This is a genomic window from Hydrogenophaga pseudoflava (assembly GCF_031020795.1).
Lineage (GTDB): Bacteria > Pseudomonadota > Gammaproteobacteria > Burkholderiales > Burkholderiaceae_C > Hydrogenophaga > Hydrogenophaga pseudoflava_A.
In genome coordinates this window covers 103,262-117,780 of the sequence record NZ_JAVHJP010000003.1, presented here as the reverse complement: position 1 = coordinate 117,780, position 14,519 = coordinate 103,262, and the positions used below count along the sequence as shown (strand labels likewise).

Annotated in this window: 15 protein-coding genes; 8 read left to right on the top strand and 7 right to left on the bottom strand. The window is 69.7% G+C overall.

Features of this window, described 5'->3' with window-relative positions; all coding sequences use genetic code 11:
* The first annotated feature begins 75 nt into the window (after positions 1–75).
* Positions 76–663: an NAD(P)H-dependent oxidoreductase gene (locus RCO38_RS10100; protein WP_308328185.1), complete on the top strand. Its 588-nt coding sequence runs from the start codon at positions 76–78 to the stop codon at positions 661–663.
* An 18-nt stretch (positions 664–681) separates the two neighbouring features.
* Here RCO38_RS10100 and RCO38_RS10095 read toward each other — a convergent pair whose 3' ends face one another.
* A complete protein-coding gene (locus RCO38_RS10095; RefSeq protein WP_308328184.1) occupies positions 682–1,614 on the bottom strand; it encodes a LysR family transcriptional regulator in 933 nt (310 codons plus the stop codon).
* A 95-nt stretch (positions 1,615–1,709) separates the two neighbouring features.
* On the opposite strand from RCO38_RS10095, the gene RCO38_RS10090 reads away from it, so the two are divergent.
* Both RCO38_RS10090 and ompA read left to right on the top strand, forming a co-directional pair.
* Positions 1,710–2,723: a sodium-dependent bicarbonate transport family permease gene (locus tag RCO38_RS10090; RefSeq protein ID WP_308328808.1), complete on the top strand. Its 1,014-nt coding sequence runs from the start codon at positions 1,710–1,712 to the stop codon at positions 2,721–2,723.
* A 185-nt stretch (positions 2,724–2,908) separates the two neighbouring features.
* On the top strand, positions 2,909–3,556 hold the full coding sequence (gene ompA, locus RCO38_RS10085; RefSeq protein WP_308328183.1) for an outer membrane protein OmpA: 648 nt from the start codon (positions 2,909–2,911) through the stop codon (positions 3,554–3,556).
* Between the two features lie 12 nt (positions 3,557–3,568).
* Here the strand turns inward: ompA and RCO38_RS10080 are convergent, their stop codons facing one another.
* The 3 genes from RCO38_RS10080 to RCO38_RS10070 form a co-directional block, all read right to left on the bottom strand.
* A complete protein-coding gene (locus RCO38_RS10080; RefSeq protein WP_308328182.1) occupies positions 3,569–6,172 on the bottom strand; it encodes a sensor histidine kinase in 2,604 nt (867 codons plus the stop codon).
* Between the two features lie 130 nt (positions 6,173–6,302).
* Positions 6,303–7,223, bottom strand: a complete 921-nt coding sequence (locus tag RCO38_RS10075; RefSeq protein ID WP_308328181.1) for a ketopantoate reductase family protein — start codon at positions 7,221–7,223, stop codon at positions 6,303–6,305.
* A gap of 2 nt (positions 7,224–7,225) precedes the next feature.
* Positions 7,226–7,519 carry a hypothetical protein gene (locus tag RCO38_RS10070; protein WP_308328180.1) on the bottom strand — a complete coding sequence of 98 codons (294 nt, stop codon included), beginning with the start codon at positions 7,517–7,519 and terminating at the stop codon, positions 7,226–7,228.
* 159 nt (positions 7,520–7,678) lie between these two features.
* Between RCO38_RS10070 and RCO38_RS10065 the strand changes: the two genes are divergently transcribed.
* From RCO38_RS10065 to RCO38_RS10045, 5 genes are read left to right on the top strand one after another with little or no spacing between them, the layout of a single operon-like run.
* A complete protein-coding gene (locus tag RCO38_RS10065; RefSeq protein WP_374694534.1) occupies positions 7,679–8,971 on the top strand; it encodes a GTP cyclohydrolase II in 1,293 nt (430 codons plus the stop codon).
* Positions 8,968–10,206, top strand: a complete 1,239-nt coding sequence (locus RCO38_RS10060; protein ID WP_308328179.1) for a URC4/urg3 family protein — start codon at positions 8,968–8,970, stop codon at positions 10,204–10,206. Before RCO38_RS10065 ends, RCO38_RS10060 begins: the two co-directional genes overlap by 4 nt.
* A gap of 34 nt (positions 10,207–10,240) precedes the next feature.
* Positions 10,241–10,870, top strand: a complete 630-nt coding sequence (gene upp / locus RCO38_RS10055; protein ID WP_308328178.1) for a uracil phosphoribosyltransferase — start codon at positions 10,241–10,243, stop codon at positions 10,868–10,870.
* 4 nt (positions 10,871–10,874) lie between these two features.
* The gene (locus RCO38_RS10050; protein ID WP_308328177.1) at positions 10,875–11,513 is read left to right on the top strand and encodes a LysE family translocator; all 639 of its coding nucleotides are present in this window, start codon (positions 10,875–10,877) and stop codon (positions 11,511–11,513) included.
* Between the two features lie 12 nt (positions 11,514–11,525).
* Positions 11,526–12,815, top strand: coding sequence for an amidohydrolase family protein (locus RCO38_RS10045; protein ID WP_308328176.1), 1,290 nt, complete (start codon positions 11,526–11,528; stop codon positions 12,813–12,815).
* Here RCO38_RS10045 and RCO38_RS10040 read toward each other — a convergent pair.
* The 3 genes from RCO38_RS10040 to RCO38_RS10030 form a co-directional block, all read right to left on the bottom strand.
* Positions 12,787–13,053, bottom strand: coding sequence for a DUF167 domain-containing protein (locus tag RCO38_RS10040; RefSeq protein ID WP_308328175.1), 267 nt, complete (start codon positions 13,051–13,053; stop codon positions 12,787–12,789). The two genes, RCO38_RS10045 and RCO38_RS10040, sit on opposite strands and share 29 nt — an antisense overlap.
* Before the next feature lie 8 nt (positions 13,054–13,061).
* Positions 13,062–13,400 (bottom strand): zinc ribbon domain-containing protein YjdM, encoded by a 339-nt coding sequence (locus RCO38_RS10035; protein ID WP_308328174.1) that lies wholly within the window; start codon positions 13,398–13,400, stop codon positions 13,062–13,064.
* Positions 13,401–13,495: 95 nt separating this feature from the next.
* Positions 13,496–14,473 (bottom strand): AraC family transcriptional regulator, encoded by a 978-nt coding sequence (locus RCO38_RS10030; protein ID WP_308328173.1) that lies wholly within the window; start codon positions 14,471–14,473, stop codon positions 13,496–13,498.
* Positions 14,474–14,519: the final 46 nt, after the last annotated feature.

Sequence of the window (14,519 nt, the reverse complement as noted above, 5' to 3'; positions counted from 1 at the left end):
CAGTCAAATTTAAATTGACCATGGTCAATACTTGTGATTGAATTTGACCATGGTCAATTTCAAAGGAGATCACCCATGACCCGCATCCTGGTTCTCGACGGCCACCCGGCGCCGGCCTCCCTCTGCCGCTCGCTCGCCCAGCGCTACGCCGACGCGGCGCGCGAGGCCGGGCACGATTTGCGCGTGGTCCACCTGCACGACCTGGACTTCGACGCCGATTTCGGACGGGCTGGCTACGAGACCACCAAGCCGCTGGAGCCCGCGCTGCAGCAGTTCCTGGACGACCTCGCGTGGTGTGGTCACTTCGTGCTGGTCACGCCGATGTGGTGGGGCGGCCTGCCGGCCAAGCTCAAGGGCCTGTTCGACCGCTCGCTGCTGCCCGGCCAGGCTTTCGACACGCGCCACCCGAGCTGGACCGGCATGCCCCGGCCGCTGCTGACGGGGCGCAGCGCGCACGTGGTGGTGACCTCCGACACGCCCCCGCTGTTCCTGCGCCTGCTCTACCGCAACGCGCTGATCTGGCAGCTGCGCGGGCAGATCCTGCACTTCGTGGGCATGCGGCCCGCCCGGTTCACCCTGTTCGCACCCGCCAGCCATCCCAAGCCGGGCCGGGTGCAGCGCTGGCTGGAGGCGGTGGGGAGGCTGGGCGCACGCGGGGGCTGAACCAGGGCGCGACCGCCGTCAGCGCCTCCTGCCCGCCGGAGACTTCTCCGAGCCGACCGCCCACTGCGCCGCGCTGCCCAGCAGGTGTTCGCGGAACACCTGCGCGATCGGTGAGAGCTGCTTGGCCCGCGGGTGCACCAGGTGCCACTGCGAGCGGATCGGAAAGCCGCTGACCGGCAGCAGCACCAGATCGCGGCCGATTTCCTCGGCCTTGAGCGCGTGGCGCGAAACGATGCCCACACCCAGGTGACCGGCCACGGCTTCCTTCAGCGCCTCGTTGCTGCCCAGTTCCAGTGTGAGCGCGGGCGCGAAGCCAGCGGCGGCCAGGTGGCGGTCGGTGGCCAACCGCGTGCCCGAGCCGCGCTCGCGTAGGATGAAGCGCTCGCCCGACAGCGCCGGCAGCGTCACGCGCTGGCGCTGGGCGAGCGGGTGGCTGGCGGGAGCGATCAGGTGCAGCGGGTTGTCCAGGAACACCTGGTCTTCCAGGTCCATGTCGGCCGGCGGCTGGGACATGACGTAGAGGTCGTCGCGGTTCTCCCGCAGGCGCTGCACCACACCGTCGCGGTTGAGCACCTCCAGCGCGATGTCGATGCTCGGATGCTGCTCGCAGAAACCTCCCAGCAGCCGCGGCACGAAGTACTTGGCGGTGCTGACCACCGCCACGCTCAGGCGCCCGCGGGTGAGGCCCTTCATGGCGCTGACCTGCTGGCCGAAACGCTCCCATTCGCCGGCGACGGCGCGTGCCGTCTGCGCCAGCGCCCGGCCGGCCTCGGTCAGGAAGACCTTGCGGCCGATCACCTCGTACAGCGGCAGACCCACCGATTCGGTGATCTCGCGCAGTTGCATGGACGCGGTGGGCTGCGTCACGTGCAGGGCGCGCGCGGCGGCGCTGACGCTGCCGGTGTCGGCCAGCGCCAGGAACAGGCGCATCTGACGGAAGGTGATATTCATAGATTTTTATCTATGTTGTGCTGCACAAAAAACGATTTTACGGAATGCATCCGGATCTCCACAATCCCGGCCCAGGACAAGGACATTCCATGAATCTGAACAACCTGGTCGATCCGGCCATCCTGTTTTTTGTGGTCGGCGTGATGGCCGGCCTGGTGCGCTCGAACCTGGAGATCCCGCCCGCGATCTCCCGCTTCCTCTCCATGTACCTGCTGATGGCCCTGGGCCTCAAGGGTGGGTTCGCGCTCGCGGCCTCTGGCCTGAACACCCAGGTGGTCGCGGGCCTGGGCATTGCCGTGGTGCTGGCGGTGGTGGTGCCGCTGATCGGCTACACGCTGCTGCGGCGCTGGGTCTCCGGCTTCGACGCGGCCGCGCTGGCGGCCACCTACGGTTCGGTCAGTGCGGTGACCTTCATCACCGCCACCGGCCATCTGGACCGCATCGGGCTGCCCTACGGCGGCCACATGGCGGCGGCCATGGCCCTGATGGAGTCGCCGGCCATCGTGCTGGCGGTGCTGATGGCCAACCGGCTGCGCCAGCAGCAGACCGCGCCGGCCGGTCTGGTGGTGGGCGGCGGCGGCGCGGCGGTGCTGGCCGGGCCGACCGGTGGTGGCGGGTCCACCGACTGGCGCAAGCTGCTGCACGAATCCTTCACCGACGGCTCGCAGCTGCTGCTGATCGGCGCCATGGCGGTGGGTCTGATGACCGGCGAGGCCGGGCGCGAGGCCATGCAGCCGTTCTCGGGCGACCTGTTCAAGGGCATGCTGGCCTTTTTCCTGCTCGACATGGGCCTGATGGCCGCGCGCAACCTGCCAGGTCTGCGGGGCCGCTCGCCGGTGCTGCTGGCCTATGGTGTGCTGGCGCCGCTGCTGCACGCCTCGCTGGCCTGGGCGCTGGCCCGCACCGCCGGTCTGCAGGCGGGTGACACGGCGTTGTTGATGACGCTGGCGGCCAGTGCGTCCTACATCGCCGTGCCGGCGGTGGTGCGCTACGCGATCCCCGAGGCCAACCCGTCGCTGTACTTCGGCCTCTCGCTGGGGCTGACCTTTCCGCTCAACCTGCTGCTGGGCATTCCGCTGTACACGCACCTGGCCACCACGCTGCCCTGAGCAGCGGCGGCCGCGGAGGACGCGGCCTTTCGATGGCGTGTTGTCCTACACGCGCATGCGGCGGCTTCCGATGGGGCCGGAGGGGCCGCAAAAATCAGAATGGGTTCACTCGGCAGGGAAGAGGACCGACCCGCCAGAGTCCTTCCAACCACGCTCCGCCGGAGCTTCGAGAAAAGGAACCCACCATGAACAAGCGCAACCTCCCCCGCATCGCGCTGCTGGCTGCAGCGGTCGGCCTGGCCTCTGCCGCTGGCGCCCAGACAGTCGACAACTGGACCAGCGGCGACGGCTCACTGCCCTGGCGCAACGGCACGAACGAGCTGTGCTGGCGAAACAGCAGCTGGACCCCGGCCACGGCCCATCCGGACTGCGACGGTGCCCTCAAGCCGGAGCCCGCACCCGCACCGGTCGCACAGGCCCCGGTGCCTGCGCCGGCACCGGCGCCAGCCCCCGCGCCAGCGCCCGCACCCGCGCCCGTCCGGTCGTTGTCGTTCCAGGCCGAGACCCTGTTCGACTTCGACAAGTCGGTCATCAAGCCGGCCGGCAAGGCCGCGCTCGACGGCCTGGTGGGTGAGCTCTCGAAGGTGAATGTCGAGACCATCATCGCGGTGGGCCACACGGACGCCATCGGCAGCGAGGCCTACAACCAGAAGCTCTCGCTGCGCCGTGTCGAGGCGGTGAAGGCCTACCTGGTCAGCAAGGGTGTGCCGAGCGAGCAGATCAGGACCGAAGGCCGTGGCGAGTCGCAGCCCGTGGCCTCCAACCAGACGCGCGAAGGCCGCGCCCAGAACCGCCGCGTGGAAATCGAGGTGGTGGGCACCCAGAGGCCATAAAGGCCCGGGGCGTCAGGTCTCCGCCCGCAGCGTGAAGCAGAAGCGGGCACCCTGACCGGGCGCCGCCTGCACGGTGATGCGGCCACCGTGCCGGTCGACGATGCGCCGCACCGTCGCCAGGCCCACCCCGGTGCCTTGGAATTCGCTGGGGCGGTGCAGGCGCTGGAACGGTTCGAACAGGTGGCCAGCCTTGGCCATGTCGAAGCCGGCACCGTTGTCGCTCACGCAGAAACCGGTCAGTCCGCCGACCGTGTCGCGGCGAAAGCCGATGTGCGCCTGCGCCGTCTTGGCGCTGTATTTCCAGGCGTTGTCCAGCAGGTTGACCAGCAGGGCTTCGGCCAGGGCGGCGTCGCAGTCGGCCTCCAGGCCGGGCTCGACGTCCACCACCACCCGCCGCGCCGGTTCTGAGGCGGCCAGCTCCGCCAGGCGCCGACTGGCAATGGCGGAGAGGTCGACCCGGGTCCGCTCCAGCGGCTTGTTGGTGTGGCGGGAGAGGGCCAGCAACCCTTCGATGAGTTCGCTCATGCGGCGCGTGCCTTCCTGAATGCGCTGCAGGTGAGTCCGCCCTTCGTCGCCAAGCGGTTCCGCGAACTCGTCCCGCAGGATCTGGACGAACCCGTTCACCGTGCGCAGCGGCGCGCGCAGGTCGTGGGTGACCGCGGCGGCGAAAGAATTGAGTTCCCGGTTGGCTGCACTGAGCTCGGCGGTGCGCTCGACCACGCGCTGCTCCAGCTCCGTGTTGAGGCGGCGGATTTCCCGCGCGGCGTGTTCGCGCTCGGTCAGGTCCTGCACATAGGACACACGGCGCGCGGGTTGGCCGTTGGGATCGCGCAGCACCGTGAGGTCGATGAGCACCGGGAAGATGCGCCCGTCGCGGGCGATGTGCTCGGTCTCGAAGACGATGTGGCCGTCTTCGTACGCCTTTTCCATGGCGGCGTACAGGTTGCTCATCGCGCGCTCGGGGTACAGGCGCGACACCGGCAGGCCAGTCAGCTCCTGGGCGGTGTAGCCCCGCTGCTGGGCGAAGGCGGGATTGGCTGCGATGAGGGTTTCGGTCCTCACGTCGGAAATCACCAGCCCGACCTCGCTGTGCTCGAAGGCCTCGGCCCACAGGCGCAGGCCGGCTTCGGCGCGGCGGCGTTCGGTGAGGTCCTGAAAGGACACCAGCATGCCGTCGGGCAGGGCAATGCCGCCAGCCTCGACGATGCGGACGCTGCCGTCAAAGCAGCGCAACGGATATTCGGTGGGCGGGAGCGCCAGGGGCGATTTGCCGATGTGTGGCAAAGCCCGTTGCCAGCGTTCGCGGGCCGCTTCCCGGGCCGGCCCCTCCGGGAAGGCCTGCACGAACCACTGGTCGACGTGGGGCACGTGCCGGGCTTCGTAGCCCAGCAGCTGCGTGAAGCGGGCGTTGAGCAGCAGCACCTTGCCGTCTGCAGCCATGAAGGCCATCGCCACGGGGGCATGGTCGAACAGCATCTGGAAGCGCTCGCGGCTTTCGCCCAGCGCATTCACCAGGCGGGCCATGGAGCGGGCGAACACGGCGACCTCGCCGTCACCCTCCACTTCCGGCAAGGTCTCCAGCGGGCGGCCGACGTCCAGGTCGGCCACCGCCTGGCTCAGGCGCTCCATGGGTCGCAGCTTGCGGCCCATGGCCCACCAGATGACCCAGGAGAACAGCAGCGCAGACACCAGGCCCACGGCGAGCGCCCGCCAGCCCAGGCGCCGTGCGTCTGCAAAGGCGCTCGCTTCGTCCAGCCGGACCAGCACCGCCCAGCCCAGGCCGGGAAAAGGGTGGGTGCCCAGAGCCGGAGCGGCTGCGGTGAGGTAGCGCCGGCCATCGGGCCAGGTTTCGATGGCGGTGGCCACCCGGCCCGCCTTGGTGCTTCTGAGCACCGCGAGCGACGACAGGTTGGTCGCGGAGCGGGCGGGCAGGGTGGGGCTGCCCACGATGACTTCGCCGTCCCGGTTGACCAGCAGCATTTCCAGCCCCTGAATGTCCAGCTGGTCCAGCAGCTGGTGGCGCAGCTGGTAGGCCCAGTCCAGACTGAGGTGGGTGGCCAGCACGCCGATGAACCGGCCTTCCCGGTCGTGCAGGGGCAGGGAGATGTCCATCAGCCGCAGCGGCAGCTCATCCAGCTCCGGCGGTGGCAGCAGCTTGCCCAGCAGCACCGCGTCGTGGATGTCCTCCTGGTGCAGTCGCTGCCGGCCTCCGAGGAACCACGAGCGCTGCGACACGTCCGCGCCATTGATGCGCGGCTCGGTGCTCGCCACGATGCGGCCTTGTGTGTCGGTGATGCCGATCCAGGCGTAGAAGGGGTAGATGGCTTTCTTGGTCAGCAGCAAGGCCTGCTTGTCCTGCGGGGCCCGTTGCGGGTCGCGCAGCCGGTCCAGGCTCGCAATGAAGCGCAGTTCGGTGGTGCGCGCGTTCATGTCCTGGTCGAGCTGGGAGGCCATGCGCGTGACCAGGATGCGCTGCAGCATGAACTGGTCGGCTTCGATCTGCTTTTGCACCAGGTGCGTGGTCAGTAGCACATAGCCCGCTGCACTGGCCACGGCCAGCCCACCGATGAGCAGCACCAGCTGAAGCCGAAGACTGTTGCGCAAACCAGAAGACACGATGAAGGAGTGGGGGCGGTGACACCGCCGTGGTCGGGGTGGTCTTGATAGCAGGGAGCCCGTTGTACAGGATGTGGCTCGAAACCCCTGGGGGGCCCCCGTCAGAATTGACGTTTGCAGACGGGTTATTTCAGCGCGCGGCGCCGGATTCGACCAGCTTCACGACGGCCCACAACACCCGGTTGGCCGGCGTGGGTACGCCCAGGGCCTGGCCGCGCCGCAGCACGTAGCCGTTGAGGTGGTCGATCTCGCTGGGTTTGCCGCGCATCAGGTCCTGGGCGGTGGACGAGTACTGCGTCGGCATGGTCTCGGCGATTCGGCGCACGGCCGCGTCCACGTCGCCGGGCAGGGTCACGCCGTCGGCCGCGGCCACCGCGCGGCATTCGGCCACCACGTCGCACATGATGTCCTGCACCCCGGGCCGCTGCACCAGTTCGCCGTAGGCGATGCGGCCCACGGCCGACAGCGCGTTGTAGGCGCAGTTGAGGATGAGCTTGGCCCAGAGCGCGCCGCGCACGTTGTCGCTCACCTCGGTGGGCACGCCCGCGGCGCCCAGGGCCTGGGCCACCGCATGGCTGGCGGGTGACGGTTCGATGACGAGTTCGCCGCGCCCGTGGTGGCGCAGATGGCCGGGGCCGGCCATCTCGGTGGCCACATAGACCACGGCGGCGGCCACCGCCGCGCCCGGCAGCACGGCGCGCAGGCGGTCCGCGTTGTCCACGCCGTTCTGCAGGCACAGCACCAGGGCGCCGGGTTGGAGGTGCTCGCGCATCTGCGCGCCCGCGTGTTCGGTGTCGGGCGACTTGACCGCGAACAGCACCAGGTCGGCGCCGGCCACGGCCGAGGCCTCGGTGCTGGCCGCGACTTTCACCGTTTCGTCGAAGGTCTGGGTCTGCATGCGCAGGCCCTGCGCGTCGAACACCTGCACGTGTTGCTGCCGGCCGACGAGGGTGACGCGGTGGCCGGCGCGCGCCAGCATGCCGCCGTAGTAACAGCCGACCGCGCCGGCACCCAGCACGGCGACCTGGAGCGGGTGGGTCGGCGCGTTCATGCTCAGATCGCCAGGAGCTTGCAGATGGCCGCGATGTGGGCCGGCGTCGGCTTCTCAGGCGGCATCTCGTCCTCGGCCGCACTGGCGTCCTCGTGCGCCTGGATGGCCGCCACCAGCGCGTACTGGTTGTCCCAGGTCAGGGTCTTGCCCTCGGGGCACATGTCGCGCAGGGTGCCGAACCAGTAGTAGCCGTCCTTGCCGCCAAAGAGCTTGTCGATGCCGGCGGCGTCGCCGGACTTGAGGCCGGCGCCGCTGAGGATGAGCTTGAGCTTGTGGTGTGAGACGGCGTAGTGCATGAAAAAAGAGGTCGGGGAAGGGGAGGGCCGGGATTGTACGGAGGGCCAGCGGGTGGACGGCTGGCATCCGCCTTGCTACAACGGACACCGGGTGACGGCAGCGGCCTCGCGCCACTGCCGCCGGTTCGCCCCCAGGGGCTTTCACCACAGGACCAGTCCATGTCCGCAGACGTTCCCATGCCATCCGGCGAGGCCCCGGCCTTGGCCCAGACGCCGCACCCGCGCCACATCCGGCTCACCTCGCACTCGGGCGGCTTCGGCGCCCTGCCGATCCAGTGGGGCGCGGCCACAGCGCGCGAACGCGGGCCGGTGGTGGGCACCACCACCAACCGCGCGCACCGCAACGTGATCGGCACCCACAGTGGCAGCTACAGCGTCTACCGTGCGCTGGCGGTGGCGGCCGGCGCCCTCAAACGGGAGCACAGGGCCGACCTGACCAACACCGCACCCACCGACGTGGTCGGCCCCTACCCGCAGTGGGCCGAGCCGGGCAAGATCGTCAGCCTCGACCCCTGGGGCGCCGAGGTGGCCGACGTCTATGCGCAGGAACTGGCCGCCGGCTACGACATCCGCCCGACGATCGCCATCACCAAGGCCCACGTGCTGCTGCCGGAGGTGATCGACGCGCTGCAGAAAGGGCGCCTGAAACCCGACGGCCAGCTGCTCACGGCCGGCGGCGCGGCCGTGGTGACCAAGGTGGCGGTGGAGCCGGTGTGGTACCTGCCCGGCGTGGCGAAACGCTTCGGCTGCAGCGAGGCCGACCTGCGCCGCGTGCTGTTCGAGGAGACCGGCGGCATGTACCCGGAACTGGTCACGCGCTCGGACCTCGAAGTCTTCCTTCCCCCCATCGGCGGGCAGACGCTCTACATCTTCGGCCACCCGCGCGACCTGGCCAATCCGGCCGTGACCCTGACCGCGCGCGTGCACGACGAGTGCAACGGCTCGGACGTGTTCGGCTCCGACATCTGCACCTGCCGGCCCTACCTGACGCACGCCATCGAGGAATGCATCCAGGGCGCGCAACGGGGTGGTGTGGGCCTGGTGGCCTACTCGCGCAAGGAGGGCCGCGCGCTGGGCGAGGTGACCAAGTTCCTGGTCTACAACGCGCGCAAGCGCCAGGTGGGCGGCGACACGGCCGACCAGTACTTCGCGCGCACCGAATGCGTGGCCGGCGTGCAGGACATGCGCTTCCAGGAGCTCATGCCCGACGTGCTGCACTGGCTGGGCATCACGAAGATCCACCGGCTGGTGTCGATGAGCAACATGAAGTACGACGCCATCACCGGCTCGGGCATCGAGGTGGGCGAGCGCATCAACATCCCCGACGAGCTGATCCCGGCCGACGCGCGGGTGGAGATGGACGCCAAGATGGCGGCCGGCTACTTCACCCCCGGTGCCGTGCCCGATGCCGAAGAACTGAAAAAGGCCAAGGGCCGGGCGCTGGGGGCATGACGGTGCCCGACCCGTCCACCCCCACCGGTGCGGCCCGTGTGCTGCGTTCCACCGCGGCCGTCCGTTCCCGTGCGCGGCAGTTGCTGGCGCGGGCACGCGCAGGCGCTTCGGAGCACTTTGTGGTGCACGATGCCGCACTCGTGGGTGCCGCGCGCACCGTGGCCGCGCTCACGCGCGAGCGCTACCCCGACGGCCGCATTCCGTACCACAGCCGCTGGCGGCACTTCGAGGCCGGCGGCGTGGACCGGCGTGCCATGCTCGACCACGCCCTGGGTGCGGTGACAGCCGCCGAGCGTGCCCGGGCACAGATCGACCTGGTGCTGGTCAGCGTGCTGCTGGACGCCGGGGCGGGCGCCGACTGGTCCTACCTGGAAACCGCCAGCGGCCAGCGCTTCGCGCGCTCCGAAGGACTGGGGGTGGCGAGCTTTCACGCGTTCATGCAGGGCCTGTTCTCCAGCGATTCGAAGCAGCCGTTCCGTGTGGACGCGGCCGGTCTTCGGGCGGTCACAGCCGGCCGGCTGGCGCAGGCGTTCCAGGTCGGCCCCGCCAACCCCCTGGTGGGGCTGGACGGCCGGGCCGCGCTGCTGCGCCGGCTGGGCGAGGTGCTGGGCACGCAGCCGGCGGTGTTTGGGCCGCAGGGGAGGCCCGGAGGCCTGTTCGATGCACTGACCGCGCAGGGGGGCGGCGCGGTGGCTGCGCACGACATCCTGGTGCTGCTGCTGGGCGCACTGTCCGGCATCTGGCCCGCGCAGAACACCATAGCCGGCGAGCCGCTGGGCGACTGCTGGCGCCACCCCGCCGTGGCGGGCGAGGGGCCGACGGCGGGCTGGATGCCGTTCCACAAGCTCTCGCAGTGGCTCACCTACTCGCTGCTCGAACCCTTCGAGTGGGGGGGCCTTCGCGTGACAGGGCTCGACGCGCTGACCGGCCTGCCGGAATACCGCAACGGCGGCCTGCTGATCGACGCCGGTGTGCTGGAGCCCCTGCCGGCCGGCTGGGCCACGCACCCCTGGCAGGCGGGCGATGCCTTCATCGTCGAATGGCGTGCACTCACCGTGGCGCTGTTGGACGAGCTCGCGCCCCTGGTGCGCGCCGAGCTGGGTCTGAGCGAACAGGTCATGCCGCTGGCCTGCGTGCTCGAAGGCGGCACCTGGGCCGCGGGCCGTGTGCTGGCGCAGCGCCTGCGCGGCGGTCTGCCACCTCTGAATATCGTCAGCGACGGCACGGTTTTCTGATTCCTTTCCATCACCTTCACACAAGGCCCCCACCATGAGCAACGTCCACGTCGTGAACCACCCGCTGGTGCAGCACAAGCTCACGCTCATGCGCAGCAGGACGGCCAGCACCAACAGCTTCCGCCGGCTGCTGAACGAGCTGTCCATGCTCATGACCTACGAGGTCACGCGCGACATGCCCATGCAGGACCTGTTGGTGGAAACGCCGCTGGAGACCATGACCGGCCAGGTCATCGACGGCAAGAAGCTGGTCTTCGTCTCCATCCTGCGCGCGGGCAACGGCATCCTGGACGGCATGCTCAGCGTGGTGCCGGGCGCGCGCGTGGGCCACATCGGCCTCTACCGCGACCCCAAGACCCTGACCGCGGTGGAGTACTACTTCAAGATGCCGACCGAGATGCACGAGCGCGACGCCATCGTGGTGGACCCGATGCTGGCCACCGGCCACTCGGCCATCGCCGCCATCGACCGGCTCAAGGAGTGCAACCCGAAGTCCATCAAGTTCGTCTGCCTGCTGACTTGCCCCGAAGGCCTGGCCGCGATGGAGAAAGCCCACCCGGACGTGCCCATCTACACCGCGGCCATCGACCGTCAGCTCAACGAGCACGGCTACATCCTGCCCGGTCTGGGCGACGCGGGCGACCGCATCTTCGGCACACAATGAAGCCATGCCCACCATCCAGACCTTGCTGATGTTCGCCACCGCTGCGCTCGCGCTGGCGGTGATCCCCGGCCCCACCATGCTGCTGGCGCTGTCCAACGGCATGGGAGGTGGCCTGCGGCGCGCGGCCTGGGGCATCGGCGGTGCGACGCTGGGAAGTGCAGCGGTGATCTCCGTCGTCGCCATCGGCCTGGGTTCGTTGATGCTGGCCTCGGCCTGGCTGTTCGATGCCGTGCGCACGGTCGGCGTGCTCTACCTGCTGTGGCTGGCGGTGCAGCTATGGCGCAGCCCGGTGGCCGATGTGCAGGCCACGCTGGCCCAGGTGCCGGGGCGAGAGGTGCAGGGCCGCGCGGCCTTCACCCGCAGTCTGACGGTGGCCCTCTCCAACCCCAAGGCGCTGCTGTTCTTCGCCGCCTTCCTGCCGCAGTTCGTGGACTCGGTGCAGGCGCTGGCGCCGCAGTACGCCCTGCTGGGCGCTCTGTTCGTGACCATCGACGCGCTGGTGATGGTGGCCTACGCGCTGGCCGGGCGGCAGGCGGTGCGCTGGCTGTCGCAGGCCGGCCTGCGCTGGCTCCACCGGGGCTGCGCGGTGGGCATGGGCCTGCTGGCCCTGCTGCTGGCCAGCTATCGCCGCCATGCGGCCTGACGGAAGACCGACATGCTCGACCTGCTGATCACCCACGCCAGCCTGCCCGACGGCCGTACCGGCATGTCGGTCGCGGTGCAGGGCGGTCGCATCGTGGAGGTGACCGAGGGCCTGCAGGCGCCCGCGCACGAGACCGTGGACGCCACCGGCCTGCTGCTGAGTCCGCCGTTCTGCGACCCCCACTTCCACATGGACGCGACGCTCAGCTATGGCCTGCCGCGCGTGAACCAGAGCGGCACCCTGCTCGAAGGCATCGCGCTCTGGGGCGAGCTCAAGCCGCTGCTGACCGAAGAGGCCCTGGTCGACCGCGCGCTGGCCTACTGCGACTGGGCGGCGGCCAAAGGCCTGCTGGCGATCCGCAGCCACGTGGACACCAGCGACCCCAGCCTGCTGCCGGTGCGGGCGATGCTGGAGGTGAAGAAGCGCGTGGCGCCTTACCTGGACCTGCAGCTGGTGGCGTTCCCGCAGGATGGTGTGCTGCGTTCGCCCGGCGGACTGGACAAGCTCAAGCGCGCGCTGGACCTCGGCGTGGACGTGGTCGGCGGCATCCCGCACTTCGAACGCACCATGGCCGATGGCGCGGCCAGCGTGAAGCTGCTCTGCGAACTCGCGGCCGAACGTGGTCTGCCGGTGGACATGCACTGCGACGAGAGCGACGACCCGCTGTCCCGCCACATCGAGACCCTGGCCTTCGAGACGCAGCGTCTGGGCCTGCAGGGCCGGGTCAACGGCTCGCACCTCACCTCCATGCACAGCATGGACAACTACTACGTGAGCAAGCTGATCCCGCTGATCGCCGAGGCCGGCGTGAGCGCGGTGGCCAACCCGCTGATCAACATCACGCTGCAGGGCCGGCACGACACCTACCCCAAACGCCGCGGCATGACGCGCGTGCCCGAGCTGATGGCGGCCGGCGTCACGGTGGCCTTCGGCCACGACTGCGTGATGGACCCCTGGTACTCGCTGGGCAGCGGCGACATGCTGGAGGTGGCGCACATGGGCCTGCACGTGGCGCAGATGACCAGCCAGGCCGGCATGCGCCAGTGCTTCGACGCCGTGACGGTGAACGCGGCGAGGGTGATGGGCCTGACAGGCTATGGCATTGACGCGGGGCAGGACGCGAGCTTCGTGCTGCTGCAGGCGCGCGACCCGGTGGAGGCGATCCGCCTGCGCGCGACGCGGCTGAAGGTGTGGCGCAAGGGCAAGCTGCTGGCGCAGACCGCGCCCACCGAGGCGCAGCTCTCGCTGCCCGGCCGGCCGGGCCGCACCGCGTTCATGCCGCCGCGAGCAGCCGGCGGCTGAGTTCCCCGTCGTCCACCCCGGCCACCTCCACCCGCTTGGTGCGGCCGGACGCGCCGAGCTCGATGCTGATGGCCGACCTGGGTACGCCGAACACCTCGGAGAGAAAGCCGATCAGGGCCTTGTTGGCCGCACCGTCGACCGGTGGCGCCTTCAGCTGGATCTTGGGCTTGCCGTCGTGCAGGCCGACGCACTGGGTCTGCTTGGCGCCGGGCTGGCAGTAGACGACGATGCGGCCCATGGGGGAGATCAGCTCTTCTTCACGAACTCGGACTTGAGCTGCATCGCACCAAAGCCCTCGATTTTGCAGTCGATGTCGTGGTCGCCCTCGACCAGGCGGATGTTCTTGACCTTGGTGCCGACCTTGATGACGGCCGACGAGCCCTTGAGCTTGAGGTCCTTGACCAGTGTCACGCTGTCGCCGTCGGCCAGCAGATTGCCGAACGCGTCCTTCCAGACCCTGGCTTCTTCTGCGGGTTCGTCATCGCCGGCCTTGTTCCACTCATGGGCACATTCGGGGCAGATGTAGAGCGCACCATCCTCGTAGGTGAACTCGGACTGGCATTTCGGGCAGCGGGGCAGGGTCATGGTGTGGAGGGCGTGGGAGCCGAACAGCGCCTGGGCGCAAAGGCCGACACTGTACCCCTACGGGTTGTAGCCCCCACGCTCCGCCGCCGATGTGTTCAGGAGGCCTCCTGGATGCGCCACTCGGTCTGACGGTCGGCCGCGTCCTGATCGCGGAACTGGCGCGGCGACTGGCCGGTGGTGCGCTTGAACACCTTGGAAAAGCCGAACGCGTCCTGGTAGCCCACGGCCTGCGCCACGTGCTCCAGCGTCTGCCGTGTCTCGGCCAGCAGCTGCATGGCCTTCTGCATGCGCAGGCTGCGCAGGTGGTTCAGCGGCGTGTCGCCCATGGCACTGCGGAAGCGCTCGGCCAGCGCCGAACGCGACAGGCCCACCTGCTGGCCCAGCTCGTCCAGCGTCCAGCCGTGGCCGAGGTTGCCGTGCATGAGGGTCAGCACCTGGCGGATCGGCCGGTCGGCGATGGCGTGGGTCCAGCCGGGCACGCCGGGGTTCTCGCGCGCGGCGATCTCGCGCAGCGCGAAGGCGAACAGCGCGTCCAGCAGACCGTGGGTGGCCGAGGTCGCGCCCAGCGCCTGGTCGCCCAGCTCACGGTCCAGCAGACCGAGCGTGAGCGGCACGGCCGACAGCTGCGGCAGGCTGTGGCCGCGCACCACGAACCACGGCGGCAGGCTGCGCAGGAAAGGGTGCAGCGGGTCGTGCCAGAGCTGGTAGGCGGCGCTGATGACCTGGGTGGGCGCGGCGGGGTCGTGGGGCGCCCGGCTGTCCGGGGCGGTATCGGCCAGGCCTCCGCCCACAAAGCGCGCGATCGGCACCGTGGTGCTGCGCGCCGGCGGCTCGCGGTCCAGCGAGAGCAGGTGCACGCAGCCGCGTGCCATGAGCACCAGGTCGCCGGTCTGCAGCTCCAGCGGCTCGTCCAGGTTGGGTGCGTGCACGAAGGCCCGGCCCCGCGTGACCGCGTGCAGGCCGAAGCTGCGGTCGCAAGGAAAGCGCAGCGCGGCTTCGGGGCTGAGTGCGTGCAGGTCGAGCAGGCGGCGCCGCAACCCGGCGACATGGAGGATGTCGGAGAGTATGTCCATGAGAGGAGATTCTATGTACTATCAGACATGAATGGCGGAATTTCAT